Source organism: Streptomyces sp. NPDC041108, from assembly GCF_055592645.1.
In genome coordinates, this window is record NZ_JBVIYK010000007.1 from 311,199 (window position 1) to 337,302 (window position 26,104).

At 73.2% G+C, this 26,104-nt stretch carries 23 protein-coding genes; 8 read left to right on the forward strand and 15 right to left on the reverse strand.

Annotated features, from left to right (window positions below; translation table 11 throughout):
- Positions 1-44 precede the first annotated feature (44 nt).
- From ACZ6BB_RS22025 to ACZ6BB_RS22045, 5 genes are all read right to left on the reverse strand, one after another.
- Positions 45-614, reverse strand: a complete 570-nt coding sequence (locus tag ACZ6BB_RS22025; RefSeq protein WP_471616838.1) for an AMIN-like domain-containing (lipo)protein — start codon at positions 612-614, stop codon at positions 45-47.
- A 131-nt stretch (positions 615-745) separates the two neighbouring features.
- On the reverse strand, positions 746-2,287 hold the full coding sequence (locus ACZ6BB_RS22030) for an ABC transporter ATP-binding protein (RefSeq protein ID WP_471616839.1): 1,542 nt from the start codon (positions 2,285-2,287) through the stop codon (positions 746-748).
- Positions 2,284-3,090 (reverse strand): ABC transporter permease, encoded by an 807-nt coding sequence (locus ACZ6BB_RS22035; RefSeq protein WP_471616840.1) that lies wholly within the window; start codon positions 3,088-3,090, stop codon positions 2,284-2,286. The genes ACZ6BB_RS22030 and ACZ6BB_RS22035 overlap by 4 nt, the downstream gene beginning before the upstream one ends.
- On the reverse strand, positions 3,087-4,106 hold the full coding sequence (locus ACZ6BB_RS22040) for an ABC transporter permease (RefSeq protein WP_471616841.1): 1,020 nt from the start codon (positions 4,104-4,106) through the stop codon (positions 3,087-3,089). Before ACZ6BB_RS22040 ends, ACZ6BB_RS22035 begins: the two co-directional genes overlap by 4 nt.
- Positions 4,091-5,644: an ABC transporter substrate-binding protein gene (locus ACZ6BB_RS22045; RefSeq protein ID WP_471616842.1), complete on the reverse strand. Its 1,554-nt coding sequence runs from the start codon at positions 5,642-5,644 to the stop codon at positions 4,091-4,093. The genes ACZ6BB_RS22040 and ACZ6BB_RS22045 overlap by 16 nt, the downstream gene beginning before the upstream one ends.
- 290 nt (positions 5,645-5,934) lie before the next feature.
- Here ACZ6BB_RS22045 and ACZ6BB_RS22050 point away from each other — a divergent pair, with 290 nt between their 5' ends.
- From ACZ6BB_RS22050 to ACZ6BB_RS22070, 5 genes are read left to right on the forward strand one after another with little or no spacing between them, the layout of a single operon-like run.
- Positions 5,935-6,924 (forward strand): TauD/TfdA family dioxygenase, encoded by a 990-nt coding sequence (locus tag ACZ6BB_RS22050; RefSeq protein WP_471616843.1) that lies wholly within the window; start codon positions 5,935-5,937, stop codon positions 6,922-6,924.
- Complete coding sequence (locus tag ACZ6BB_RS22055; RefSeq protein WP_471616844.1) at positions 6,921-7,943, forward strand: ornithine cyclodeaminase family protein; 1,023 nt, start codon at positions 6,921-6,923, stop codon at positions 7,941-7,943. Before ACZ6BB_RS22050 ends, ACZ6BB_RS22055 begins: the two co-directional genes overlap by 4 nt.
- Complete coding sequence (locus ACZ6BB_RS22060; RefSeq protein ID WP_471616845.1) at positions 7,940-9,286, forward strand: alanine racemase; 1,347 nt, start codon at positions 7,940-7,942, stop codon at positions 9,284-9,286. The genes ACZ6BB_RS22055 and ACZ6BB_RS22060 overlap by 4 nt, the downstream gene beginning before the upstream one ends.
- A 20-nt stretch (positions 9,287-9,306) precedes the next feature.
- Positions 9,307-10,365, forward strand: coding sequence for a cysteine synthase family protein (locus ACZ6BB_RS22065; protein WP_471616846.1), 1,059 nt, complete (start codon positions 9,307-9,309; stop codon positions 10,363-10,365).
- Entirely contained in the window at positions 10,365-11,774 is a 1,410-nt protein-coding gene (locus ACZ6BB_RS22070; RefSeq protein ID WP_471616847.1) for an MATE family efflux transporter, read from the forward strand. The genes ACZ6BB_RS22065 and ACZ6BB_RS22070 overlap by 1 nt, the downstream gene beginning before the upstream one ends.
- A gap of 69 nt (positions 11,775-11,843) precedes the next feature.
- On the opposite strand, the gene ACZ6BB_RS22075 is transcribed toward ACZ6BB_RS22070, so the two are convergent.
- The 4 genes from ACZ6BB_RS22075 to ACZ6BB_RS22090 all read right to left on the reverse strand — a co-directional run bounded on the left by ACZ6BB_RS22075 (position 11,844) and on the right by ACZ6BB_RS22090 (position 15,985).
- Entirely contained in the window at positions 11,844-12,875 is a 1,032-nt protein-coding gene (locus ACZ6BB_RS22075; RefSeq protein WP_471616848.1) for a LacI family DNA-binding transcriptional regulator, read from the reverse strand.
- Positions 12,876-12,957: 82 nt separating this feature from the next.
- Complete coding sequence (locus ACZ6BB_RS22080) at positions 12,958-13,794, reverse strand: ATP-binding cassette domain-containing protein (protein ID WP_059078042.1); 837 nt, start codon at positions 13,792-13,794, stop codon at positions 12,958-12,960.
- Entirely contained in the window at positions 13,791-14,804 is a 1,014-nt protein-coding gene (locus ACZ6BB_RS22085; protein ID WP_471616849.1) for an ABC transporter permease, read from the reverse strand. The genes ACZ6BB_RS22080 and ACZ6BB_RS22085 overlap by 4 nt, the downstream gene beginning before the upstream one ends.
- Positions 14,805-14,956: 152 nt before the next feature.
- Entirely contained in the window at positions 14,957-15,985 is a 1,029-nt protein-coding gene (locus ACZ6BB_RS22090; protein ID WP_471616850.1) for a substrate-binding domain-containing protein, read from the reverse strand.
- A gap of 249 nt (positions 15,986-16,234) precedes the next feature.
- Between ACZ6BB_RS22090 and ACZ6BB_RS22095 the strand changes: the two genes are divergently transcribed.
- Both ACZ6BB_RS22095 and ACZ6BB_RS22100 read left to right on the forward strand, forming a co-directional pair.
- Complete coding sequence (locus tag ACZ6BB_RS22095) at positions 16,235-17,197, forward strand: carbohydrate kinase family protein (RefSeq protein ID WP_471616851.1); 963 nt, start codon at positions 16,235-16,237, stop codon at positions 17,195-17,197.
- 205 nt (positions 17,198-17,402) lie between these two features.
- Positions 17,403-17,696 (forward strand): putative quinol monooxygenase, encoded by a 294-nt coding sequence (locus ACZ6BB_RS22100; protein ID WP_471616852.1) that lies wholly within the window; start codon positions 17,403-17,405, stop codon positions 17,694-17,696.
- An 87-nt stretch (positions 17,697-17,783) separates the two neighbouring features.
- Here the strand turns inward: ACZ6BB_RS22100 and ACZ6BB_RS22105 are convergent, their stop codons facing one another.
- Together ACZ6BB_RS22105 and ACZ6BB_RS22110 are read right to left on the reverse strand one after the other, a co-directional pair.
- Positions 17,784-18,311, reverse strand: coding sequence for a hypothetical protein (locus ACZ6BB_RS22105; RefSeq protein ID WP_471616853.1), 528 nt, complete (start codon positions 18,309-18,311; stop codon positions 17,784-17,786).
- A gap of 21 nt (positions 18,312-18,332) precedes the next feature.
- Positions 18,333-19,718 carry a DUF5685 family protein gene (locus tag ACZ6BB_RS22110; protein ID WP_471616854.1) on the reverse strand — a complete coding sequence of 462 codons (1,386 nt, stop codon included), beginning with the start codon at positions 19,716-19,718 and terminating at the stop codon, positions 18,333-18,335.
- A gap of 230 nt (positions 19,719-19,948) precedes the next feature.
- Here ACZ6BB_RS22110 and ACZ6BB_RS22115 point away from each other — a divergent pair, with 230 nt between their 5' ends.
- Positions 19,949-20,698 (forward strand): class I SAM-dependent methyltransferase, encoded by a 750-nt coding sequence (locus ACZ6BB_RS22115; RefSeq protein WP_471616855.1) that lies wholly within the window; start codon positions 19,949-19,951, stop codon positions 20,696-20,698.
- A gap of 470 nt (positions 20,699-21,168) precedes the next feature.
- Here ACZ6BB_RS22115 and ACZ6BB_RS22120 read toward each other — a convergent pair whose 3' ends face one another.
- Genes ACZ6BB_RS22120 through ACZ6BB_RS22135 form a run of 4 tightly spaced genes read right to left on the reverse strand, consistent with a single transcriptional unit; the run spans position 21,169 to position 26,082 of the window.
- Positions 21,169-22,173: a DUF5914 domain-containing protein gene (locus tag ACZ6BB_RS22120; RefSeq protein ID WP_471616856.1), complete on the reverse strand. Its 1,005-nt coding sequence runs from the start codon at positions 22,171-22,173 to the stop codon at positions 21,169-21,171.
- The gene (locus ACZ6BB_RS22125; protein ID WP_471616857.1) at positions 22,170-23,210 is read right to left on the reverse strand and encodes a phytoene/squalene synthase family protein; all 1,041 of its coding nucleotides are present in this window, start codon (positions 23,208-23,210) and stop codon (positions 22,170-22,172) included. Before ACZ6BB_RS22125 ends, ACZ6BB_RS22120 begins: the two co-directional genes overlap by 4 nt.
- Complete coding sequence (gene crtI / locus ACZ6BB_RS22130; protein ID WP_471616858.1) at positions 23,207-24,751, reverse strand: phytoene desaturase family protein; 1,545 nt, start codon at positions 24,749-24,751, stop codon at positions 23,207-23,209. The genes ACZ6BB_RS22125 and crtI overlap by 4 nt, the downstream gene beginning before the upstream one ends.
- Positions 24,748-26,082 (reverse strand): polyprenyl synthetase family protein, encoded by a 1,335-nt coding sequence (locus tag ACZ6BB_RS22135; protein ID WP_471616859.1) that lies wholly within the window; start codon positions 26,080-26,082, stop codon positions 24,748-24,750. Before ACZ6BB_RS22135 ends, crtI begins: the two co-directional genes overlap by 4 nt.
- Positions 26,083-26,104: the final 22 nt, after the last annotated feature.

Consider the following 26,104-nt stretch of genomic DNA (forward strand, 5'->3'; position numbering starts at 1 on the left):
CCGCCGGTGACGTCATGGGGTGTGCCGAGTGTCGTGCTGGTCCGTCACCACCGGTGGGCGACGTCCACCACGACACGGTCGTCCAACTGGAGCACCCGGAACGGCAGTCGGGCACGGACGCCGAGGCCGACCTGGGTCTGGCCCTCGAAGGTGCCGCCGAAGCGGGTGTCCCGGAAGGTGCTGTAGCCGCTGACGTCGACGCCGGGCAGGCGCTTGCCCACCACGCCCGGGTAGGTCGGCGCGCCGGCCTCCAGGTCGTAGCTCCAGGCGCCGATGCGGATGTCGAGGATCGCGCCGCCCTTGACCGGTATGTACTGGCCGCCCCCGTCCGTGTAGAGGCGCTTCACGTACTGGACGTGATAGCTGATCCGGTCGCCGCCGGGTACGTCGAACACCATGCGGTCGTAGCACGCGTGCCGTCCGGCCCTGATGTCCCGCAGGTGGTCGGCGCCCACCGCGGCGCCCCCCTTGGCGCCGCTGCCCCAGCCCGTCGGGCAGGCCGCCACCGCGCGCTCGGCCCCTGTCCTGGTCTCGGCACCCGCGGTGCCGGCCGCCGTCCCCAGCGTGGTGCCCGCGAGCACGAGCACGGCCGCTGCCGCTCCGATACGTCGCATGTCGTACCCCTTGATCATGTTTTGCGGTGTAGCTCTGGTGCCGAGTGAGACGGCTGGGTGCGCGGGATGGTTGCACGCCGGGCCGGGGCAGAACGGGAGATCTCGCCGGTACGCGCCGCGGCGCCGCGCAGTCAGGGGCTCGTGGCGGATACGGCCGTGCCCAACAGGGCCTTCGTCGCCGCGTGCCGAGGAGCCGCGAAGACGTCGGCGGTGGGTCCGGATTCCACGGCCCGGCCCGCCTCCAGCACGGTGACGGTGCTCGTGCGGTCGGCGATGAGCGGCAGGTCGTGGCTGATGAGGACGAGCGTGGTGCCGTTGCGTTCGCGGAGGTCCGTCAGCAGGTCCATGATGGCGCGGCCCGTGTCGGTGTCGAGCGCGGAGGTGACCTCGTCGCAGATCAGGACGTCGGGCTCGGCGGCCAGGGCGCGGGCGACGGCGACCCGCTGCCGCTGCCCGCCGGACAGCTCGTGGGGGTAGCGGTCGGCGAAGGCGGGCGGCAGGCCGACCTGTTCCAGGAGGTGCGCCACGCGCTCCGCGGTCTCCCCGGACGGGCAGCGTCGGTGCAGACGCAAGGGGCGCCCCACGGCGTCGCCGACGCGGCGGCTGGGGTTCAGCGCGCCGAGCGGGTTCTGTGTGACGAGTTGCAGTCCGCGTCGCTGTGCGCGGGTGCGTCCGCGCAGGCCGGTGCTCAGGGCGGTGCCGGCCAGATGGATCGTGCCGGAGGTGCTGCGCTGGAGCCCCACGACGGTACGGACCAGGGTGGTCTTGCCCGAGCCGGACACGCCCACGATGCCGACCGCCGCGCCGGCGGCGACGGTGAGGTCGACGCCGGTGAGCGCGGGCGTTCCGCGGAACGACACATGCAGGTTCCGTACGTCGAGGGCCGGCCGGGTCACGGGGACCGCAGGAGCGGGAGCGGTACGGGTCGTGAGCACGGGTGCGGGGTTCGACGAGCGCGGTCGCGTGCCGAGTTCCACGATGTCGTCCGCGAAACGCTCGACCACGGCGGGGTCGTGGCAGGACAGGACGACGGCCAGGTGGTGTTCGCGGGCGAGATGGCGCAGCAACTCTGCTATCTCGTCGCGCAGTTCGGGGTGGAGGCCGGCGGTGGGCTCGTCCAGGAGGAGGAGGTCGGGGCGGCGGGCCAGCGCGCGGGCGAGGGCGACACGGCGCTGTTGTCCGCCGGAGAGGGCGCCGGGGCGGCGGGTGGCCAGGCGGCCGTCGTCCGGGAGGCGGACCTCGGCGAGGAGCGCGGCCACCGCCTTCGGGTCCCGGTCGGCGGCGAGTTCGCGGACCAGGGTGCGTACGCGCATCCGGGGGTTGAGCCCGGAGCCGGGGTCCTGGCCGACGTAGGCGAGACGGGTGCCGCGCAGGGTGCGCAGTTCCCGGTCGGTGAGGGCGAAGACGTCGTGGCCGAGGACGTCGGCCTGTCCCGACGTGCGGGTGGTGCCCGGCGGGAGGAGGCCGGTGAGGGCGCGCAGCAGCGTGGTCTTGCCGGCGCCGGAGGGTCCGGTGAGGGCGACGAGGCGGCCGGGGCGGACGGTCAGGGACGCCTCGCTCAGCAGGTGCCGGCCGTCGGGTGCGGCGACGGTGAGGTCGCTGACGCGGACCGCCGGGGATTCGTCGCCCGGGGGGTTCTCCGCCTTCGCGTACCGGTCGCGGGTGTGGCTCACAGGACGGTCACCGCCTTCCGGCCGGTCTGGGGGGCGAGGGTGGCGGCCGCGAGGTTGACGCTGAGGGCGAGCAGGCCGATGGCGATGCTGGGGGCGACGACGGACCAGGGGTTGAGGAGGAGGCCGGAGGAGTTCTCGCGGATCATCAACGCCCAGTCGGCGGCCGGCGGCTGGGGGCCGACCTGGAGGAATCCGGCGGTGGCGACGAGGTAGACGGCGGCGACGAAGCGCAGGCCGAACAGGGCCAGCAGGGTGGCGCGCAGGTTGGGCAGGATCTCGCGGACGACCAGGTACCACAGGCGTTCGCCGCCGGCGGCCGCCGCCTCGACGTACCCCGCCTCGGCGACGGGACCGGCCGCGCTCGCCGTGAGCCGGACGGCGTAGGGCACGCCGAGGACGACGGCGGCGGCGATGACGGCGAGGCGGCCGCCGCCGGGCCAGGACAGGGTGACGAGGAGGATGCCGAGCACGGCCGGGAGCAGCATCAGGACGTCGGCGGTGCGTTCCACGAGGCGTCCGACCACGGGGCGTACGGCTCCGACGGCGCCGAGCACCGCGGCCGTGCCGGTGACGAGGAGGGCGACGAGGAGGGAGGAGAGCACGAGGTCGCGGCCGCCGGCCAGCAGTCGGGCGAGGACGTCCCGGCCGAGCTGGTCTCCACCGAGGAGCGCCGCCGAGTCGGGGGTGGCGTAGGGGGCGGTCACCGGTGTGTCCACGGCGTGCGGGGCGATCCAGGGGCCGACGAGGGCCAGCCCGATGAGGAGCAGGGCGGGGGTGGCGCGCAGGGCGGCTGCGAGTTTCACCGTCGGACTCCCGTCGCGAGGTCGCGGACCAGGTCGGCCAGGAGCAGGACGGCGGTGATGACGGCGCCGGAGAGGGCCGTGACGCCGGCGATGACGGGGCTGTCGCGGTCGCTGACGGCGGAGGCCAGGACGGAGCCGATCCCGGGATAGTTGAAGATGGTCTCCACCACGACCGCGCCGCCCAGCAGCATGCCGGTGGAGGTGGCCAGGCCCGCGGCGATGGCGGGCAGGGCCCCGGGGAGCACGTGGTGGGTGAGGACGCGGTGGGGCGGCAGTCCGTCGAGGACGGCCGTCTCCACGTGGGGGGCGCGGGCCTCGTCGGCGAGTGCGGCGCGCACGATGCGGATGTTCCAGCCGGCCTGCGGGACGGTGAGGGCGAGGGCGGGCAGCACGAGCATGGTCCAGTCGGCGGGGGTTCCGTCGGCGCCGGTGAGGGTGACGGCGGGCAGCCATCCGGTCCACAGGGAGAGCACCAGGACCAGGGCGACGGCGACGACGAACTCGGGCAGGGCGAGGACGGCTGTCGCCGTGCCGGAGACGGCCCGGTCGAGGCGGCCGCCGGGGCGCAGCGCGGCCCAGCAGCCCGCGGCGAGGGACACGAGCGCGGTGAGCAGCAGGGCGATGCCGCCGAGGAGCAGGGTGTTGGGGAAGGCGCTGGAGAGCAGGTCGGTGACCTTCTCGCCGCGCGCCGAGGTGCCGAGGTCGCCGGTGGGCAGGCCGGTCATCCAGTCCCCGAAGCGTTCGAGCACCGGGCGGTCCAGGCCGAGCAGCGCGCGGCGGGCGTCGACGTCGGCGGCGCTCTCGCCGCGTTCGGAGGTGGCGGTGGCGGCGTCGCCGGGCAGCAGTTCGACGGTGCCGAAGACGAGGGCGAGGAGCACGGCGAGCAGGACCGCCCGCTTCAGCAGGACCGTGCCCACCCGGGCGAGCACCTGGACAGGGGTACGCGCCGACCGCCCGCCCGGGGTGACCCGGGAGGCGGCCGGCGCGGTGATGTCGGGGGTCAACTGGCCAGCCACGCGCCTTCGAGCTGCACCCTTCCGTACCCGGGCAGGGTCGGCAGCCCGCGCACCTTGGCCCCGGCGAGGTCGATGCCGTCGGCCATGCCCCACAGGAGGTAGCCGGAGCCGTCGTACTCGATCTTCTGCAGCTCCTTCAGCAGTGCGGTGCGCTCGGCCGGGGCGGCGGTGCCGATGGCCTTCTCGTAGGCCGCGTCGAAGTCCTTGTCCTTCCAGCCGGCCTCGTTGGTGCCGCTGTCGGAGACCATGGTCTTGCTGGCGAAGAAGACGACGGAGTCGTTGGTGCCCCAGTAGGTGGTGTAGAGGTCGCCCTTGAGCCAGGTCTTGTCCCAGAAGGTGGCTGATTCCTGCTTGACGACCTTGATCTTGACGCCGGCCTCGCGGACCTGGGTGGCGAAGAGGGTGGCCGACTCGGCGAGGCCGGAGATGTCCTCGGTGGTGTACAGCTCGTAGGTCTTGGAGGTGTCGAACTTCGCCTCCTTCAGCAGGGCCTTGGCCCTGGTGAGGTCGCGGGTGCGCTGCGGGAGGCCCTTGTCGTAGGCGGGGTCGCCGGTGCCGAGGACGTCGTTGGCGACGGTGCCGTAGCCGGAGAGGACCTGCTTGACCATGGCCTCGCGGTCGACGGCCAGGCGCAGCGCCTCGCGGACCCTGGGATCGGCGAAGGGGCCGTCGGCGGTGCGCATGACGAGGGGCATCGCCATGTCGTTGGGGCGGCGGACCGCCTGGATGTCCTTGCGGCTCGCGGCGGTTCGGGCGGCGACGGCGCCGACGTTGGAGGCGAGGTCGATCTGGCCGGCGAGCAGGGCGCTCGCCATGGCCTGGGGGCTCTCGAAGATCTTGACCTCGATGGCGTCGAGGTGGACCTCGCCGCCGTACCAGTCGTCGTTGCGGACGAGGCGGGCGTTGCCGCCGCGGAACCAGTCGAGCTTGAAGGGGCCCGTGCCGGGGGCCTTGGCTATGTCCTTGTCGGTGGTGCCCTCGGGGACGACGAAGGTGGTGAGGCGGACCAGCAGGGGCAGTTCGGCGTTGGCGTAGTCGGAGACGATGACGACGGTGTCGGTGCCGTCGGTGGTGATGTTCTTCGCCTGGATGCCGGGCAGGCGGGAGGCGCCGGAGGGGGTGGCGCGCAGCCGCTTGAGCGAGAAGACGACGTCCTCGGCGGTGACCGGTGTCCCGTCGTGGAAGGTGGCGCCCTTGGCGAGGGTGAACCGCCAGGTCTTCAGGTCCTCGGAGGGCTTCCAGCTCGCGGCGAGGCGGGGTTCGGTGTTGGGCTTGGCGCCGGGGACGGTGAGGGTGTCGTAGAGCAGGCTGATGATGAGGTAGTCACTCTCGTTGGCCTGGCTGCCGTGCGGGTCGCGGGTGATGGCACCGGCGCGGCCGAGCGCTCCGACGCGCAGGGTGCCGCCCTTGCGGGGCTTGGCCGAGTCGCCGGTGGCCGAGGCCGTGGGCTTGTCGTCGTCGCCGCCGCAGGCGGTGAGCATGACGCCCGCGCCGATGGCACCGCCGGCCCAGAGCAGTTGACGTCGCGTCAGGTCCACTTGTCCCTCAATTTCCCGCTGTTGACTTAATTTGCTTAGCCTTACCTATCTTGTGCGGCGGCTGTATGACAAGACCGCCCTGCATGTGATCTTCATCAACTTAGGCAAGCCTTCCCTGCATTCTTCGGGCTGGCTATGTTTCCGGAGGTCGACCGGAGCCGCACCCGACCACGCGGCCCCTCCCGGGCGGCCTTCTTCGCCATGCCCGTCGACCGCTCGACACAGCCCCACCCGCAGATCACCGCACCGCGCCCGCACACGCATTCCGCACCGGAACGGACGGACCCCCCATGCCCACGGGTAGCACTCCCGTACGCCTGCTCGACAGCGACTCGGCGGCGGAACTGACCGCCGCCGCCCACACCCTTCTCGCCGCACACGACGGCGATTCCACCCACCCCGGCCTGCTGGCCAGGGTCCCGGCCGTCGCCGCCTCGTTGAGCGAACCGATCCGCCACGCCTGCCGTCCCGTCGACACCGCCGACGGACTGTTCGTCCTGCGCGGCCTGCACGTCGACGACGACGCGGTGGGCCCCACCCCGGACCACTGGTCCACCGCCGGGAACGCCGGAGCCGTCCACGACGTGGTCCTGCTCCTGCTGTCGACGGTCATGGGCACCCCCATCGCCTGGGAGGGACAGCAGGACGGCCGTTTCGTGCACAACATCGTGCCGAGCCCCGGCCACGAGGAGGAGCAGACCGGCGCCAGCAGCAGCGTGCTGCTCAGCCCGCACACCGAGGACGCCTTCCATCCGGGCCGCGCCCATCTGCTGATCCTCGGGTGCATGCGCAACCCCGACTCCGTCGCCACCACGGCCGCCGGCATCAGGAACGTCGAACTCTCGGACGCCGACGTGGAGTTGCTGAGCCGCCCGGTGCTGCCGATCCTCCCCGACGACGCCTACGAGGAGGCCCGGGCGTACCAGGGCGACCCGCCGCCCGTGCCCACCCTGTGGCAGTCGCGCGAGGGTCTGACCCTGCGCTTCGACCCGGCCTACACCCCGCTGGACCAGGCGCCCGAGGACCACCGCGCGGCCTACGCCCGCCTGGAGGACGAACTCGCCCGCGTCAGCGTGGCCGTGAGCCTGGAGCCCGGCGAGGTCCTGGTCGTGGACAACGACCTGGTCGTGCACGGACGGGTCCCCTTCAAGGCCCGGTACGACGGCACGGACCGCTGGCTGAAACGTTCCTCTGTACGGGCGAAGGGCCGCCGGACGCGGCCGCCCGCCGAGGAGTCGGAGCACGGCTACGGGCAGGCCGCCGTGGAGGCCCACGCATGACCGGCATCGACAGCACCGGAGGAACCGCGATGACGCCCGACGACACGACCCTGCGCATTCTCAGCACCAGCGACGTGGCCGGAATCGACATCTCCCTCGCCGACGTCGTGTCCGTGGTGGAACAGGCCTACCGCACCCTCGCCGACGGGCAGTCCGACAACCCCCGCAAGCTCACCGTCAAACCGCAGGACGGCCACTCGGTGGCGTACGCGATGCTCGGCCGGGACGGCGTGCGCGGCGTGGTCGCGGTGAAGACCTCGTACAAGTACGGACTGCACGAGGACCGAGACAAGCAGCACTACTACACGACGCTGACGCTCTACGACGACGAGAGCGGACTGCCGGTCGCCATGCTGGACTGCGGCCGGGTCGGCGCCCTGCGGACCCCGGCGGTCTCCGCACTGCTGGCCCGCGAACTGGCCGCGCCCGGCGCCCGCAGCGCCCTGGTCGTCGGCACCGGCACACAGGGGCGGCTCGCCCTGCCGTTCCTGCTGACCACGCTGCCCGACCTGGAGCGGCTGATGCTCTTCGGCACGCATCCGGACGGCATACAGGCCGTGCGCGAGCAGTTGCGCACCCACTTCCCCGACCGTGAGCTGGAGGTCGTCACGGATCTGCGGGCGGCGGCCGGGGACGCGGACATCGTGCTGGCCACGGCGGGCCCCAACACCCCCGCCTCCGTGGACGCCGAGTGGCTCAAGCCCGCCGCCCTGTCCGTGCTCATCGGCTACGGCATCGCGCCCTCGACCCTGCACCGCGCCGACCGGGTGATCGCCACCAGCGCCGCGCAGATGCGGGTCACCGGCGTGGACATGGCCGACGCCGACGGACAACTGCCGGAGGTGGACGCCGAGTTCCCCGAGGTCCTCGCCGGCCGCGCCGAGGGCCGCACCGACGCCGGGCAGCGGATCTTCGCCTACAACAGCGGGCTCGTCGTCACCGACATCGCCCTCGGTCACCGGTTCGCCCAACTGGCCCTCGCCCAGGGCCTGGGCACGGCGGTGCCCCTGTGGAAGTGACGGCGGCACTCCCCTCCCACACCACGCCCGAGGTGCGGGCCCTGCTCGGCGACGCGCTGCTGCACGAGCTGAGCCACGGCCTGCGCGGCCCGTACCACGTGCTGCTGCCGGAGCGGTTCGACGCCAACGCGGCCGCCTTCCGCCAGGCGTTCGCCGAGGCGGGCGTGGACGGCCGGGTGTACTACGCGAAGAAGGCCAACAAGGCCGCCGTCCACGCCGAGCGGGCCGCCGTGGCCGGACTGGGCGTGGACGTGGCGAGTCAGGGCGAGCTGCGCGAGGCCCTGGCCGCCGGCGTCCGGGGCGAGGACCTGGTGGTGACCGGCCCCGCCAAGGCGGACGACCTGCTGCGCGTGGCCGTGCTCCAGGGCGCTCTCGTCGCGGTCGACGCGCTCGACGAACTGGACCGCGTCCTGTCGCTCGCGGCGGACCTCGGGCGCACCGCACGGGTGCTGTTGCGCAGACTGCCCCCGCAGCAGCCGCACAGCCGCTTCGGCCTGGACGACGGCGAGCTGGAGCAGGCCCTTGGGCGGTGCGTCACCGGCCCCGTCGACATGGAGGGCTTCAGCTTCCACCTCTCCGGCTACGACACGCGGCAACGCACCGACCTGGCAGCCGAGTTGATCGGCCTGTGCACGCGTGCCCGCGAACTCGGGCTGCGTGCGGACCGGATCAGCATCGGCGGCGGCTTCGCCGTGGACTACGTCGGCGCCGAGGAGTGGCTACGGTTCGAGGAGAGCAGGCGCCCCGAGCACTTCCATGCGGAGAAGTCGTTCGGGGGTTTCTACCCGTACCACTCCCCCGTCGCCGGCGCCGACGCCCTGCGGACGATCCTGACGGCCACCCCGACCGGCTCGGGCGAGGGCACCACCCTCGCCGGGCTGCTGCGGGCGGCCGGTGTCGCCCTGCTCGTCGAACCGGGCCGGGCCCTGCTGGACCAGGCCGGGTTCACCGTCTTCCGGATCCAGGGCGTCAAGGAACGCGACGGCTACGCGCTCCTCACGGTCGACGGCAGCAGCCTCAGCCTCTCGGAGCAGTGGTTCGACAGCGAGTTCCTGCCCGATCCGGTGCTGGTGCCGGCCGGCACCGGCCCGAGGGCCGACGCGGGACCGTACCCGGCCTGCGTGGGGGCGGCGACCTGCCTGGAGTCGGACATGCTGACCTGGCGGAAGGTCCCCTTCCCCCTGCGGCCGGCCGCCGGTGACCTGCTCGTGTACCTCAACACGGCGGGATACCAGATGGACTCCAACGAGTCGCCGTTCCACGACCTCCCGCTGCCCCCGAAGGTCGTCGTCGAGCCCTCGGCCTCCCCCTTCCGCTGGCGCCTCGACCGCCACCCCCACTGAGCACCCCCCAGGAGCCCTCCATGGACGACCCCCTGTACCGGCCGCCCGTCGTGCGGCAGGTCTCCGAACTCATCGGCGCCACCCCGCTGTTCGAGCTGGCCCGCACGGAGAGCGACACCCGGCTGCTGCTGAAGCTGGAACAGTTCAACCCGACCGGCACCGCCAAGATACGCATGGCCCGGCAGATGGTCATCGACGCCGAGGAACGCGGCCTGCTGCGTCCCGGCGGCCGGATCGTCGAGTCGACCTCCGGCAACACCGGGCTCGGCCTGGCCGTCGTGGCCGCCGAGCGCGGCTACACCTTCACCGCCGTCGTCGACCACCACGCCGCCGTCGACAAGCTGCGTGCGATGAAGGCCCTCGGCGCGGAGCTGGTGTACGTCGCCGAGGAGGGCGACGGGGACCTGGCCACCGCCGCCCGCGAGGAGTTCGCGGAGAAGCTGGCCGCCGAGTCCGACAACGCCTACTTCACCGAGCAGCACAACAACATGGCCAACGGCGTCGGCTACCACCCGGTGGCCCGGGAACTCCACGCCGCGCTGGACGGCCGTATCGACATCCTCATCGGCGCGGTGGGTACCGGCGGCGGACTGTTCGGGACCGGGGGCCCGCTGCGGGAGACCGTGCCCGGACTGCGGATCGTCGGCGTGGAACCGAAGGGGTCGATCGCGTTCGGACCGCCCGCGCACGACTACCACCAGTCGGGCACCGGCACGCCCGAGGGCGCCACGATCGGCGCGATGGTCGACTACTCGCTGCTGGACGAAGGCGTGAAGGTCGGCGACGTCGAGGCGTTCGCCACCGCGCGAGCCGTCGCCCGGCGCACCGGACTGCTCCTCGGCGGCTCGGCCGGCGGCGTCGTGCACGAAGCCCTGACCCGGCTGTCCGCACTGCCGCCCGGCACCACTATGGTCGCGTTGATCAACGACGGCGGGGAGAAGTACATGGACACCGTCTTCGACGACGACTGGATGGCCGCCCGTGCTCTCCTCTCCCCCCGGGTGGAGCGCGAGATCGACGAGTTGCTGACCAAGCTCCGCCGCACCACAGCACCCGAGTCCCCGCAGGAAACCACCTGATGCCACCCGCCCTGACCCGTCTCCTCACCGACAGCCGCGCCCTGGCGACGCTCGCCGTCCCGCTCGCGCTCACCCAGCTCGCCCAGGTCGCGCTCACCACCACCGACACGATCATGATGGGCCTGCTCGGCACCGAGGCCCTGGCCGCCGGCGGTCTCGCGCTGGTCATCTTCAACCAGCTGCGGACCATGGGGGTCGGCCTGGTGACCGCCGTCGGCAACCAGGTCGCCGCGGCGGACGCGCGCACCGAGTCCCAGGGCACGGAGGCGGACGCCGGCGCGGCGGAGGCCGCCCACGAGGAGGTCCGGGACCTGGTCCGGGCGAGCCTGCTGCTGTCCACGCTCGCGGGTCTCGCGGGCGCGCTGCTGATGGTGGGCATCGGGCACGCCGTGGTGCATCTCGGCCAGGACGCGGACGTCGTCGACGCGGCGAAGCCCGTCCTGTACGCGCTGGCGCCCGGACTGCTGCCCTGCCTGTGGTTCCAGGCGATACGGCAGTTCACCGTCGGCATGCGCCGCCCGCAGGCCCTGTTGCGCATCACCATCGCCTCGATCGCCGTCAACGCCGGCCTCAACTGGGTCTTCATCCACGGCACCTGGGGCCTGCCGAAGCTGGGTCTGCCGGGCATCGGGCTCGCCACGACCTCCGTGTACGCGCTGTCGTTCCTGGCGCTGTACCTCTCGGCCCGGCGCGATCCCCGGCTGGCGCCGGTGCTGTCGCTGAGCATCTGGAAGACCCGCCCGGCCACCCTGCGCCGCCTCACCGGCCTGGGCGCGCCGATCGCAGCCACCTACGGCTCCGAGGCGGGGTTCTTCTCCGTCGTCGCCCTGCTGGTGGGCAGCTTCGGCACGGCCGCGCTGGCCGCGCACACCGCCGTCAACCAGCTCGTCTACATCGTCTTCCAGATCGCCGTCGGCCTCTCCCACGCCGCGTCCCTCGGCGTCAGCCGTGAACTCGCCCTCGGCAACACGGCGGCCGCCCAGCGGCTGAAGTCCACCGCCCTGGCGTGCGCCGCCGCCGTGATGGCGGTCGTGGCACTCCTGTACGCCGCTGTGCCGCATCTGGTGCTGGCCCCGTTCTTCGAGGGCGAGAGCCGGACGGCCACCGACCTCGCGACGAGCCTTCTGCTGATCGCCGCGGTGATGCAGTTCTTCGACTGCGCCCAGAACATCGGTGTCGGCCTCCTGCGCGGCCTCGACGACACCAAGGGCGGCTTCCGCATCACGCTGGTCGGCTACTGGCTCGTGGGCCTGCCCGCCGCGCTGCTCCTCGGCTTCGCCACGGGCTGGGACACCGTGGGCATCTGGCTCGGCCTCCTCACCGGCCTCGCCACCACCGCGTTCCTGCTGCTCCGCCGCTTCAACAAGGGCGTACGCCTGCGGAACACGACGACGGCGATGGCGGCCTGAGGGCCGCGGCTCATCGCCGCACCACCGGCCTCGGGGGGCGTGCGCCCGGTCGGGGAAGACGGCCCCGCCTCACGCCGTCCGCGGTGCCGGCGCGGGCCGCTCCCCCGAGCCGCGGACGATGAGGCGGGTGGGGACCGTGATGGTGCGGGCGCGGGTGCGATCGCCGTCGAGGCGGGCCAGGGCGACGGTCGCGGCGGTTCTGCCGAGTTCCTCGGCGTTCTGGGCGACGACGGTCAGGGCCGGTTCCAGGGCGTCGGCGAGGGCCACGTCGTCGAAGGCGACGACCGCCACGTCCTTGCGTCCGGTGCGGGCGAGTTCGGTCACTATCCCCAGCGCGACGATGTTGTTCCCGGCGAACAGGGCGGTGGGGGGATCGGCCAGGCCCAGGAGTTGGGACGTGGCGACGGAGGCACCGCGCTGGTCGTGGGCATTGGTGACCAGAGCGCGGTCGGCGGGGAGGCCGGCCTCCTGGAGGGCGGAGCGGTAGCCGGCCAGACGCTCGCGGCGGGTGTACAGCTTGGTGGGCAGGTCTCCGATGAAGCCGATGCGGCGGTGTCCGTGGGCGATCAGGTGGGCGACGCCGTCGTGGGCACCCGTACGGTTGCTGCTGACGACATGGTCCGTGGCCAGGGCCGCTCCCGGACGGTCGAGGAACACCACGGGCAGCCCGGCCGCGCGGTGGGACTTGAGGTGGGAGTGGTCGGCGCCGACGGACGGCACGACCATGAGGATGCTGATGCGGCGGGCCAGGAACTTGTCCGTCAGGGCGCGTTCACGGTCGGGGTCGTCGGCGCTGGAACCCATGAGCAGGGTCAGGCCCCGGTCGCGGACGGTGTCCTCGATGCTGCTGGCCACGGCCCCGAAGAAGGGGTTGCCGAGGTCGGGGATGACCAGTCCGACGGTGGTGTCGGGTCCGCCGACCCGGATGTTGCGGGCCATGAGGTTCGGCTGGAAGCCCAGCTTGGCCACGGCGGCCATCACCTGTTCCCGGGTCTGGGCGGAGGCGGGTCCGTCCTCGTTGAGGACACGGGAGACGGTCTTGGCGCTGACGCCCACTTCGCGGGCGACGTCGGCCAGGGTGGGGCGGCGGTTCGCTGCCATGGAGGAACGGTCTCCCTGCGCTCGTCGGTTCCGGCCGCGGCCTTCGGCCGGAACCTGTGAGTGTCTCGAAATCGTGGCGGCGTCAGTCGGCCTGGACGCCCGCGGCCTTCGCCGCCGCGGAATCCGCTACGACAGTATCCCCGGCCTCGTCGACGGTGAGCGCACCGGTCATGATGGCGACGACCTCGGCCATGGAGTAGTCGGAGGGCTTGATCACGGCGGCCCGCCGGCCCAGCCGGTGGACGTGGATGCGGTCGGCGATCTCGAAGACGTGCGGCATGTTGTGACTGATGAGGACGACCGGCAGACCCTTGTCGCGGACCCGGCGGATGAGGTCGAGGACCTGACCGGACTCCTTGACGCCGAGGGCGGCGGTGGGTTCGTCCATCACGACGACCGAACGGGCCCAGGCCACGGAGCGGGCGACCGCGACGGCCTGGCGCTGCCCGCCGGACAGGGTCTCGACCGACTGGGTCAGCGAGCGCAGACCGATCTTCAGGTCGGCCATGTGTTCGGCGGCCTCGTCGCGCATGCGCTTCTTGTCGAGCATGCGGAAGACGCTGCCGAGGACACCGGGCCGGCGCAGTTCGCGTCCGAGGAACATGTTGGAGGCGATGTCCATGGAGGCGGCCACGGCGAGGTCCTGATAGACCGTCTCGATGCCGTGGGCGCGAGCGCTCTGCGGTCCGGAGAAGGTGATCGGTTCACCGTTGAGGCGGATCTCGCCCGCGTCGGGGGTGACCGCTCCGGTGAGGGCCTTGATCAGGCTGGTCTTGCCCGCCCCGTTGTCGCCGATGACGGCGAGGACCTCACCGGGCAGCAGGTCGAAGTCGGCGCCGTCGATGGCGGTGACGTGGCCGTAGCGCTTGACCAGGCCGCGGGCCTGCAGAACGGGCGTGACGGTGCTGGTGGCGGTCATCGGGCCTTCTTCCGGGAGATCTGGTCGACGGTCACCGCGAGGATCACCAGGACGCCGGTGATCAGGGTCTGGTAGATGGAGGCGACGCCCATCAGCTGCAGACCGTTGCGGAAGACACCGACGATGAGGACGCCGATGAACGTGCCGAGCACCGAGCCGCGGCCGCCGAAGAGGCTGGTGCCGCCGAGGACCACGGCGGTGATGCTGTCGAGGTTGTCGGTCTGCCCGGCCTGCGGATCGCCCACGCCGGTGCGGGAGATGAGCAGCAGGGCGGCGATGCCGTAGAGGATGCCGGCGACGGTGTAGACGCCGATGGTGAGCCGGCCCGTGCGGATGCCGTTCAGGCGCGCCGCTTCCGGGCTGTTGCCGAGGGCGTAGACGTGGCGGCCCCAGCCGGTGCTGCTCAACGAGTAGGCGAGCAGGAGGAACAGGGCGATGGTGACCAGGGAGCCGTAGGTGATGTCGGTCTTGCCGAGCGGGAAGGTCTGCCCGAGGGCCGTGAGGGGGCCGGGCAGGTTGGTGACGGTCTGTTCCTCGGAGTAGATGTGGGTCAGGGCGAACGCCACGTTGAGCATGCCGAGGGTGACGATGAACGGCGGCAGCGGGATCTTCTGCACCAGCAGCCCGTTGAGCAGTCCGAAGCCGCCGCAGACGACCAGGCCCAGGGCGATGGCGGCGAGCGGGGGCAGGGAGCCCTCGGCGGCCATCTTGGCGATCATGATGCTGCCGAACGCCATCACGGCACCGCACGACAGGTCGATGCCCGCCGTGAGGATGATCAGGGTCTGTCCGATGGCGAGGGTGCCGACGACCATGACCTGCTGCACGATCAGCGAGAAGTTCCCGCCGGTGAGGAACTGGTCGGAGGAGAGGGAGAAGAAGGCGCAGGCCAGGAGCAGGGCGACCAGCGGGCCGGTGGTCGGTGCCGTGAGCAGCCTGCGGGCAGTGTTCGGTGCTTTGAGCTCGGCGTACGGCGAGGACGTGCCCGGAGGTGTGGTCGTGGCAGTCATGCGAAGTCCTTGTCGGAAGACAGAGGTCGTCGCCCGCGCTGATCGGGGAGATCGGCGGACAGGAGGACGGGCGGGCGGCCGCCCCGGTCGGAGGGAGGGGACGGCCGCCCCGCTGAAGGGTGAGGCCGAGTCGTACGGCCTCGGGGGGCGGCTCAGCCCCAGCAGTTCTCCAGGCCGTAGGCGGTGTCCTTGGAGGTGACCCCGTCCTGTGCCTTGTCGGTGATCAGGGTGACGCCCGTGTCGGTGTAACCGGATGCCTTCTTGCCGTCCTTGGCGTACGTGACGACGGCCTTGACGCCCTCGGCGGCCATCTTCAGCGGGTACTGCTGCGAGGTCGCGGCGATCTTGCCGTCCTTGACGGCCTGGGTGCCGGTGCAGCCACCGTCGACGGAGACGATCAGGACGTCCTTCTCCCGGCCCTTGGCCTTGAGCGCGGTGTACGCGCCGAGCGCGGCCGGCTCGTTGATCGTGTAGACGACGTTGATGTCCGGCTCCTTCTGGAGGCAGTTCTCCATCGCCGTCTGGCCCTTGGCCTGGTCGCCGCCGGTGTCCTGGGCACAGGCGACGTCCTTGTCGGTGGCGCCGAAGCCCTTGAGGAATCCGTTGTGCCGCTGGACGCCGACGGAGACACCCGGCGCGAGGTCGAGGGCGGCTATCTTCGCGGTCTTGCCCTTCATGGCGGCCTTGGCGTACTCGCCGATCAGCTCGCCCGCCTTGAGGTTGTCGGTGGCGAACAGGGCGTCGACGGCGCTCTCGGGCTCGGTGGGGGTGTCCAGGGCGATCACGAGGACGCCCTTGGCCTTGGCCTTCTCGATCGCGGGCACGATGGCCTTGGAGTCGCTCGGGGTGATCAGGATGCCCTTCACACCGGCGGCCACCATGTTCTCGATGGCGGTGACCTGACCGGCGTTGTCGCCGTCGAACTTGCCGGCCGCCGTCATCAGCTTGACGCCCTCGGCGTCCGCGGCCTTCTCGGCGCCTTCCTTCATCTTCACGAAGAACGGGTTGGTGTCGGTCTTGGTGATCAGACCGACCTTGACCTCGCCCGAACCCGAGCCCGAGCCCGAGCCGGTGGAGCTGGAGCCCGAGCCGGATCCGCAGGCCGTCAGGGTGAGGGCCGCGACGCCCGCGACGGCGGCGGTTCTGACGAGGGAGGAGGACAGGCGAGCGGTACGAGACATGTGCGACTCCTGTGGGATAGCGGACGGCACGGGATCAGGTTCGGTGCGTACCGTCCGGGGGTGTCATCGTTGACTTATGTCATCGTTGACACCGCCTGGCCAGGATGATGGACTCCGTCTCCCGGAAACGTCAATGCCCTGCACTCGTCACAAATCGGCAACGTAGGCGCCCGTCGCCCCCGCGGCCGTCCGGCAGCGGTGCCGGGGCGCGTCCGGAAGGCCCGTTCGTTCGTCAGAGAAGAGCAGCTCATGAGCCCGCGTCAGATCACCGTTCTGGGAGAGTGCGTCGCGGACGCCTTCGCCGAACCCTCCAGCGCCTCGAACGAACTCGCCCTGCGCGTCATGCCGGGCGGCGGTCCCGCGAACACGGCCGTGGCCCTGGCCCGGCTGGGGACCCCGGCCCGCTTCCTCGCACGGTTGTCCGGCGATGTGTTCGGCCGCCTCTTCCGGGCCCATCTGGAGGCGTCCGGGGTGGACCTGTCGAGTGCCGTCCAGGCCGCCGAGCCCAGCACGCTGGCCGTGGCGGAACTGGATTCCCAGGGACAGGCCGCGTTCTCCTTCCACGCCCAGAACACGGCCGACTGGCAGTGGTCGGCCGCGGAGCTGGCACGGGTGGACCTGTCCGGCACGGCCTGTCTGCACACCGGGTCACTGGCCCTCGTACGGGAACCCGGCGCGGCGGCGGTGGAGGACTTCCTGGCGGCGGCCGCCCCCGCCGCGACCATCAGCATCGACCCCAACGTCCGCCCGCTGCTGGTGCGGCCCGACGTCTACCGCGCCCGGCTGGCCCACTGGTGCGCCCTCACCGATGTGCTGCGGCTGAGCGAGGACGACCTGGAACTGCTGCTGCCGGGCACCGCGCCCGAGCAGGCCTGCGACATCTGGCACGCGGCCGGCGCGCGGCTCGTCGTGATCACGCGCGGCGCCGACGGCGTACTGGCCTCGCTCGACGGCGAGCGCGTGCGGGTGTCCGCCGTGCGGACACCGGTCGCCGACACGGTCGGGGCGGGCGATTCCTTCACCGCCGGGCTGCTGCACCACCTCGGCGCCCGCGGTCTCCTCGGCGGCCGGCTCACGCGGCTGAGCCTCGACGACGTCGCGGAGGCGTGCCGCTTCGCCGTCCGGGTCGCGGCCCTGACCTGCTCGGTCGTGGGCCCCAACCCGCCGTGGGAGAGCCAGTTGACGCAGGTCACCGCGGCCGACCTCGTCTGACGGCCGGCCGCGCCGGCCACCCGGCGGCGCGGCCGGACTGTTGACGCGCCGGCCGGACTCACCCCATCATCGGGCCACGCGATGTCATCGATGACATGAGTCGGCGATGACATCCGGTCGGCGTCGACGTCGACGGCCCCGGGAGGACGTCACTCCGCCCGTGACCGGCCCCCGAACCGACCCCCGACCCCGGAGGCACCGCACCGTGAACAAGACCCTGCTCGCCGAGTTCACCGCCCGCGAGGGCACCGAGGACGAGGTCACCCGCCTGATCGTGGAGTACGCCGAGAAGGTGCGCGAGGAGGAAGGCAACATCACCTTCGACGTCTACACCAAGGCGTCCCGCCCCCGCGCCTTCTGGATCTTCGAGGTGTACCGGGACGAGAACGCCTTCCGGGCCCACATCCAAGCCCCGTACGGCGGCCCGTTCAACGCGGCCCTCGCCCCGCTGATCGAGGAGGACGCCTCGGTGCTCACCTTCCTCGACCCCGTGACCTGACGCGGCCCCCGCTCCGCCGGCCGGACGCGCGGTGCCGCCGGGCCCGCCCCGGACTGGAAGCCCGAAACGGCTCCTGCGGCACCGTCCTCACCCGCCGCCCGGCCCGGTGCCGTCCGGGCCCCTCGCCTCGGCGGGATGCCCCCGACCGGGTGGCACCCGGCCGATGCGCAGCTCGACCGGCTCCTCCTCCCATTCCGCGCGGGTACGAGGCGGCGGCACCTCCACGCCCGCGATGCCGGCCGGGGCCGAGAACTCCCGGCGGAGCCGGTCGAGGAGGTGGCGAGCCGTGTCCCGGGTCCGGGGGGAGCCGTCGGGATCGTCGATGCTCAGGCCCAGCACGGTCGCGCCGTCGTGCGTCAGCGCGATGACGGCCCCGTAGAACGCACGCGCCCGGACGTACAGCGCGAAGCCGCTGCCGGAGCCGTCGCCCGACCGCAGCTCGGCGAGAGCCTCGGCGTCACCCTCGTGCGGCTCCCCCACGACATGGGTCCTTACGAAGGCGCGCAGCCGCTCGTCACCGGGGTCGGCCGTGTCGACGTGGCGGTCGATGAAGGTTCGGAGGACGTCGGGCCTGCACCCCGGCACCCACACATAGACGTCCAGACAGGGAGGCATGACCTGATCCCGACCGCGACGTCAGTCGCAGCAGTCGCAGCAGCACTTGCACGGATTGCAGCAGCCGCCACCACCGCAGCCGCAGCCGTCGCCCGAACCGCCCCCCGAACCGCCCGAGCCGCCGGAGCCGTGGCCGCCGGAACCATGGCCGCCGCCGCCCGAACCGCCGCTGTAGCCGCCCGAGTTGCCGCCGCCTGAGCCGCCGGACCAGCCGTCGCCCCCGGAACCGTCGCGGCCCGAACCGCCGTCGCGGTTGTCGTTGCCGAACGGGAACTCCCCGTCGTCCGGCCCCTCGTCGTCGCAGGTGCAGCAGCGGGAGCACAGGCCGCAGGATCCGCACAGCCGGCGCCACTGGCCGCACCGCCTGCACTCCCCCTCCCTCGGCCGGCCCGACATCATCCGAGCGCCCTGGGGAGTCGCGTCCGTGAGCGCGCCGACGCCGCAGGCCGCGTCCGTGCCGGTCTGCGCGGCGGGTTCCGTCGTCGGACGGAGTCCCAGCCAGGGCAGCATCCGTACGCCCCGGCCCTGAGAGCGGTGCCGGTGGTGTCGGTGCCGAGGGTCGAAGGCACGGTCGACGGCACGTTCCAACTCACCGCCCAGAAGCGCCCGCACCAGCCGACCGTCCACGAACTCGGCGTCGGACAGGGCGAGTCGGATGCCATGCACCGCGTCCTCGCACAGCCGGCGTACCTCGGCGCGGTCCGCGCCGGTCACGGCGATCGGGTTCCACGCGCCGGACCCCCGGTCCGCGTCCAGGTCCTCCACCGCGTCCAGCAGATGCGCCAGCCGCCCGAAGAGGCGGCCCGCCTCAGCCAGCGGCTCGGCGTTGACGGGCCGGCCGGCGAGCACCGCGGTGTGGGCGAAGGCGGCGGCGGTCGCCGTCTCCGTGGGTTCGGTGACCGTCAGCAGCGAGCCGCCGGGGCCGGTCGCCCGCTCGATCTCGGGCTGACGGTCGACCGCGGCGAGCAGCACGGCGGTGTCGAAGCCGAGCCGTTCGCCGCCCGCGGCGCCCGCACGGTCCCAGCCGTGGGCGATCCTGCGGGCCGCCAACGTGACCGGACGGCGTCCCAACAGGCCGTCGCCGTCGGCCACATGGTCACGTATCTTCGCCGCGGCCAGCACCAGCGACACCGTCGCCGCCAGCCGCGCGCCCTCGCCCTGGGCCACGTCCGCCGAGCGCATGCCCCGCAGCGGGCACGGGCCGGCGCCCCGCCGCCCGTCGCCGGTGCGCTCCGACTGCGCCTCGGTCAGCACCGAGACGATCAGGCCGTCGTAGTTGGTGGCCACCCGCGCGAACTGGCCGTACTCCCCGCGCAGCGCCAGGCACAGCCCGCACAGATGCGCCATCCACTCGGTTCGCATGCCGTCGCCCAGGCGATGCCGGCACGGTCTGATGATTCCGAACACCGAAGTTCTCCCCCGCAGATACAGCCAACCCGACACAGCCGGACGCGCGGCTCAGGAACGCGGCCGCCCGGCCGTCCGAGAGGCACGGCCACGCGTGACATCGACGCGCGGCCGACATCCTAAATGGTCGATTCCGTGCGGTGTCGGCGGAGGCGGGAACGAAGGAATCGGGGGGCCCGGGGCCGATATTCGGATGATCACATGAGACGGGCGGGCCTAGGGTGACGGCCATGGACCCAGCTGACTTCTACACCGGCATCGTCGCGGAGCTGTACGGGCCCCTGAAAGCCTTCTCGCAGGACCCCGAGCCCTACGCGGACTTCGTCCGGCGAGCCGGGGTTCCCGCACTGGAGCTGGGATGCGGGGACGGCGACCCGCTGCTGGAGCTGTGCCGGCGCGGGCTGGAGGTCGACGGCGTCGACTCCTCCGCGGACATGCTCGAACGACTGCGGCTGCGGGCGGACGAACAGGGCGTCCGCACCACCGTGTTCCACCAGCGCATGGAGGCCCTGAGGCTGCCCCGCCGCTACCGGGCGATCTTCCTCGCCGGCCCGACCTTCACCCTCCTCCCGGACGACACCACGGCGCTGGCCGCCCTGCGGGGCATCCGCGCCCATCTGACGGACGACGGCAGCGTCCTGGTGCCCCTGTTCGTCCCCGAACCGACGCCCGCCGACCAGATCGGCCGGGTGCGCACGGCCACCGCACCCGACGGCGCCGAACTCCGGGTCTCCGTCGTCGCCGAGGAACGGGACGAGACGGCGCGGACCCGTACGACGGTGCTGCGCTACGAACGCCACCACGGCTCGGACAGCAGTGTGGTGGAGCGACCGTGGGTCCTGCACTGGTACACCCGCGACGGGTTCGAGAAGCTGGCCACGACCGCCGGGCTGGCCGTGGCCTCGGTCACCGATCCGCAGGGCGGGCCCGCGCCGGCCGATGGCACCGACTTGCACTTCCTGCTCCGCGCCGCCACCTGAACAGGCGGCACCGCAGGGCCGTCACGGTCTGGCCGAGGTGGAGAGCGCGACGAGCGTGGTCACCGCCTCGCGCAGCCCGGAGGGCCGCAGCAGTTCCTCGGGGGAAGGCGGCCCCAGCCGGGGCCGCACAGCAGGACGGGGGTCTGCCGCCGTGCGCCGCGGACCCCCCACCGGGTCGCGGCGGTGTGCTGGGCCAGCGCCAGGCCGGCGGTGCGCCGTGACTGGGCCCAGAGGGCGACCGCAGCGGGGCCGGTGCGCCGGACGGGGAGGGGCCCTCCGAGGGAGGGTCGGCGGGTCCCGGCGAGTGGTGTTCCGGCACGAGACTCCGCCTCCTTCCGCCTGCCGCGCACCCGGGGGGCCACGCGGTTCCTCTTCCGATGCTTCCGATGCTTCCGATGCTTCCGATGCTCCGATGCTTCCGATGGACGTGCCCGGACGGATGCACGCGAGGACACCCCTGATCCCGGCGCTCAGCCGGGGAAGCGTCCGGTGGAGCGCAGGTGCCAGCGCCGCTCCGCGTAGGCGAGGTCGTCACGCCACAGCCGGCCCGCGGCGGCCCGCATCAGCGGCCGCAGCAGCGGGGCCGCCCGGCGCGCCACGGCGAACCCGGGCCGGTCCGACGCCGCCACCACGGCCTCCACCACCGCCGTCCGCGGCCGGCCCCGGTCGTCGGGGGCCAGCGGCGTCGCGTGGCTCTCCACGACCGACCCCTGTCCCTCGCCGTCGGTGATGTGCATGACGACCGTGCGCGGCTCGGGCGCGGTGAACACCGCCCGTACCGGTACGACGAGCCGCCCGGCGAGCTTGAAGGACACGTCGACGACGAAGGCGTCCTCCTCGCCGGCGGGTACGTCGGCGACGGTCAGGTCGACGAAGGAGTACGGGTGGAACCAGGCGCCGTGCCAGGGGTCCAGCCGGTTGGCGACCACATCCTCCGGCTCACAGGTGCCGATGCCGACATAGACCGCCGACAGCGACGCGGCGGGGGCCGGCCGCACCGGCACCACCGGGGCGTCGAGCGGTGCCTCGCCGCCCACGTCGTCGAGGCGCACCCACACCAGCACGCCGTCGTCGTGGGCGGGAAGAGGCTCCCAGCCGGCGAAGGGGGACCCGGGCAGGGCGAGTCCGTGCCAGTGGCAGACGAGCGTGCCGCAGCGCACGGGGCTGTCCTTCAGCGGCGCGCCCAGGTGGGGGCAGACCCCGGGACCGGCCACCGGTCGGCCGTCGGCGTCGCGCCACACGACCACTTCCCGGCCGGCGACCGTGCGGGCCAGGGGCCGGTCGTCGCGGAGGTCCCGGGTGGCACCGACGACGTACCAGTTGCCCGACGGGCGTGCCTGCGCGCGCTTGAGGGCGCGGGCGATCACGGCCGGGCGGGCCTCGCGCCAGGTGGGCCGCTGCCGCTCCCAGGCCACGGGTCCGCGCCTGAGGGACAGGGGGTACCGTCCGCGGCGGACGGGACGTCGGGGGCTCACGCGACCTCCTCGTGCACCGGGTCCGGTGCGGCGCTCACGCCGGCCCGCGCAGGTCCGGCGGTGGGCGGCACGGCCACCGCCGGCGGTGTGCGCCGCGCCCCTACCCGCCCTCGCAGCCGGGCCGCCGTCAGGCGGACGAGCCCGTCGGCGGCGACCGCCGCACGGCGTCGCCGGGGAACCACGGCACGCCGGTGCAGCACCGTGTACCCGTCGTCGGCGACGGCGTCCAGGATGCCGCCGTAGAGCACGAACGCGGTACGGATGCAGGGCCGGGAGACGGGGTCGAGCATGGCGAGGCCGGGGGCGGCCTCGCGGTAGACGCCGCGGGTGAGGTCCTCGAAGGCCCGCAGGGCCCGGGTGATCCGCGGGTCGCGCCCGCCGGTGCGGCGGCTCCAGGACAGCAGTTCGCGGTCCACGCCGTGCGCCGCCAGCAGGTCGGCGGGCAGGTAGACACGGCCGCGGTCGAGGTCCTCGCCCACGTCGCGCAGGAAGTTGGTCAGCTGGAAGGCGAGCCCCAGGGCGGCCGCGCGCGGGGCGGCCTCCTCGCGCGGGACCACCGTCCCCAGGATCGGCAGCATCTGCAGCCCGATGACGGCGGCGGAGCCGTGCGTGTAGGCGCGCAGGGCGTCGTAGGTCGGGTAGTCGGTGACCTCCAGGTCGCTGCGCATGGACGCCATGAAGTCGCTGAAGTGCTGGTGGTCGATGGCGTACCGGCGGGCGGTGTCCGCGAGGGCGAGGACGACCGGCTCGGTGCTGTCGCCGTCGCGCAGGCCCTGCTCCAGGCGCTCGTGCAGGAGGCTGAGGTCGGCCGCGCGGCGGTGTCGCGACAGGTCCGTGTCCAGGGAGTCGACGATGTCGTCGGCCCAGCGGGCGAAGCCGTAGAGCGCGTGCACGGCGGGGCGGCGTTCCACGGGCAGCAGCCGGGTGGCGAGGAAGTAGGTCCTGCCGTGCCGGGCGTTGAGGCGGCGGCAGCGCGTGTAGGCGTCGCGCAGGGCCGGCTCGGTGATGCCCGCCGCGTCGAGTTCGCGGGCGGTCATGAGGTGGGTCCTTCCGGTGCGGTCGGCGCGATGCGCACGCGCCTGGGTACGGGGGCCGCGTGCCGTCCGGTGATCCGGGCGGCGGCGAGCTTGCCGGACAGCAGGACGGTCGGCACGCCGACGCCCGGTGTGGTGCCGCAGCCGGCGAGTACGGCGTTCGTGGTGCCGCGTACGAGGTTGCGGGGGCGGAACGGGCCGGTCTGGGCGAAGGTGTGGGCGGCCGAGAAGGGGGTGCCCGCCGCGTGGCCCTGGGCGTGCCAGTCGGCCGGTGTGACCAGGGCCTGTTCCTCGACCGCGTCGGCGATGCCGTCGAAGCCGCGCCGTTCCAGCTCGCGCAGGACGCTGTCGCGGTAGCGGGGGGCCAGGTCGCCCCAGGCTGCGGCGCCCGGTCCGATGTCGGTGTTCGGGCAGGGGGCGAGGATGTAGTGGAGGTGGTGGCCGGGTGGGGCGAGGGCCGGGTCCGTGGCGGTGGGACGGGTGATCAGCAGCGACGGGTCGCTCATCAGGCTGCCGGTGCGCGTGAGTTCGTCGAAGGTGCGCCGCCACTCGGCCCCGAAGGACAGGGTGTGGTGGGCGAGTCCGGGCCAGGTGCGGTCGGTGCCGGCGTGCAGGACGACCGCCGAGGGCGCGTGCCGGATCCGCAGCGGGCGGCGCGGGGTGCGTCCGAGCAGGCCGTAGACGGCCGGCAGGTCGGCGGTGAGGACCACGGCGTCGCACGGGATGCGTTCGTGTGCGGTGACCACGGCGGTGACACGGTCGCCGGAGCGTTCCAGCCGGACGACCTCCTGCCCGAAGCGCAGGTCGGCGCCCGCGTCGGCGGCGGCGTCCGCCATGGCCTGCGGCAGCGCGTGCATACCGCCGCGGGGGAAGTACACCCCGGCCACCGTGTCCATGTAGGCGATCACGGCGTAGGCGGCGAGCGCCCGCGCCGGCGGGACACCGGCGTACAGGGCTTGGAAGGAGAAGACGCGGCGCAGGCGTTCGTCGCGCAGATGGCGGCCGATGCCCGCGTCCAGCCGTCCGAAGCCGCCCAGCGCGGCGAGCCGGGCGAGGTCGGGGGTGAGCAGCTGCAGGGGCGAGTCGAAGTTGGTGTCGATGAACCGTCGCAGCTGTGCCCGGTACAGCTTCTCCAGCCAGCCGCGCAGCCGCCGGTAGCCGGCGGCCTCCTCGGCGCCCGCGAAGCGTTCGACCTCCGCCTCCATGGCGTCGGCGTCGGTGTGCACGTCGATGCCGCTGCCGTCGGCGAACAGGGCCCGGTAGGCGGGGTGCAGGGGGATCAGATCGACCCGGTCGCGCAGGTTCTCGCCGACCGCGGCGAAGGCCTCGTCCGCCAGGTCCGGCATGGTGAGCACGGTGGGGCCGGTGTCGATGCGGTAGCCGCCGCGCACCAGGCGTCCGGCGCGCCCGCCGGGCAGGGCGTCGCGTTCGACGAGGGTGACCCGGCGGCCGGCGCCGAGCAGGTGCAGTGCGGCCGCCAGGCCGGAGAGTCCGGCACCGACGACCACGATGTGATCCGTGCGCCCGGGAACGGTGCGGTTCAACGCGCCACCTCCTCGACGGCACCCGGCAGCAGCGGGACCGCCAGGCCGTCCAGGGGACCGCGCGCGCCGAAGGGCGGCGCCGGCGGCGGGCCGCCGGCCGTGGTGTGCAGCAGCTCCCGCAGGCGCAGTCGGCCCTCCGTCTCCAGCGGGGCGGAGTCCAGATGGCGCAGCCCCTGAGCGACCAGTCGGTCGATCTTCGCCTCGACGAGGTCGCGTGCGCCGGTGCGGACGAGGACGTCGACGACCTCGGCGAACCGGCTCTCCGGCAGTGCGGCGTCGCCGAGCGAATCCCGCAGCACGGTCAGGGCACGCCGGTCCCCGGCCGCCTCGGCCCGGGCCTGGGCGACAGCGACCAGATACGTGGGCTTGCCCGCGCGGATGTCGCCCCCGGTGGGTTTGCCGCTGTGCCGCGGGCCGCCGAAGACATCGCCGAGGTCGTCCCGGAGCTGGAAGGCGATGCCGACGCACCGGCCCGCCGAACACAGGGCCCGGGTCCGCGCGGCGTCCGCGCCCGCCAGTGCCGCTCCGAGGGCCAGCGGACGCTCCACGGAGTACAGGGCGCTCTTGAGACAGGCGGCGCGGATGGCGCGGGCCAGCGACCTGGAGGAGGTGGCCTGGCCCTGGATGTCCAGGTACTGCCCGGCCACCATCTCGGTGCGCATGGTGCTCCACAGTTCGCGAACCGCGCGGTCGGTGTCCGGCGCGGTGACGGTGGCCGCGACGATGTCGTCGGCCCAGGCCAGGGCCAGATCGCCGGCGAGGATCGCGGCGGCCTCGCCGAAGCGCGCCCCGTCCGCCGGGGCCATGCCGCCGGCGTACTGGGCGGCGACGTCGGCGTGCAGGGCGAGCCGTCCGCGGCGCAGCCGGGAGGCGTCCATGACGTCGTCGTGGACCAGCGCACAGGTCTGGATCAGTTCGAGTGCGGCGCCGACGCGCAGGGCGGCCCCGGTCTCGGCGGCCCCTCCCCCGCACGCGCGCAGGGCCCACCACACGAAGCGTGGACGCATGAGCTTGCCGCCGTCCAGGGCGAACCGCGCGACGCGGTCCGCCAGGTCCGCGGCGAACACCGGGTCGAGGGCGGCGGCGTGTTCGGTGCGCTCCGCCAGCAGGTTCTCCAGTACGCGGCGCACAGCCCCCGGGACGTCGTCGTCGACGGTGTGCGGTTCGTCCGCGCCGGGCGGTGGGTGCGGGTGCTCCTCCCGCCGGGTGCCGGATGAGGGGCCGCGCACCCCGGAACACGGGTCGTCGCCCGCGGGCTCCCCCGGCGGCACCGCGCGGGTCGCGGGCGGTGACGCTGCCACAGGGTGGTCCTTCGCGTCGCTGGGGCCCATCACGGTTCCTTCCGTCGCCGAC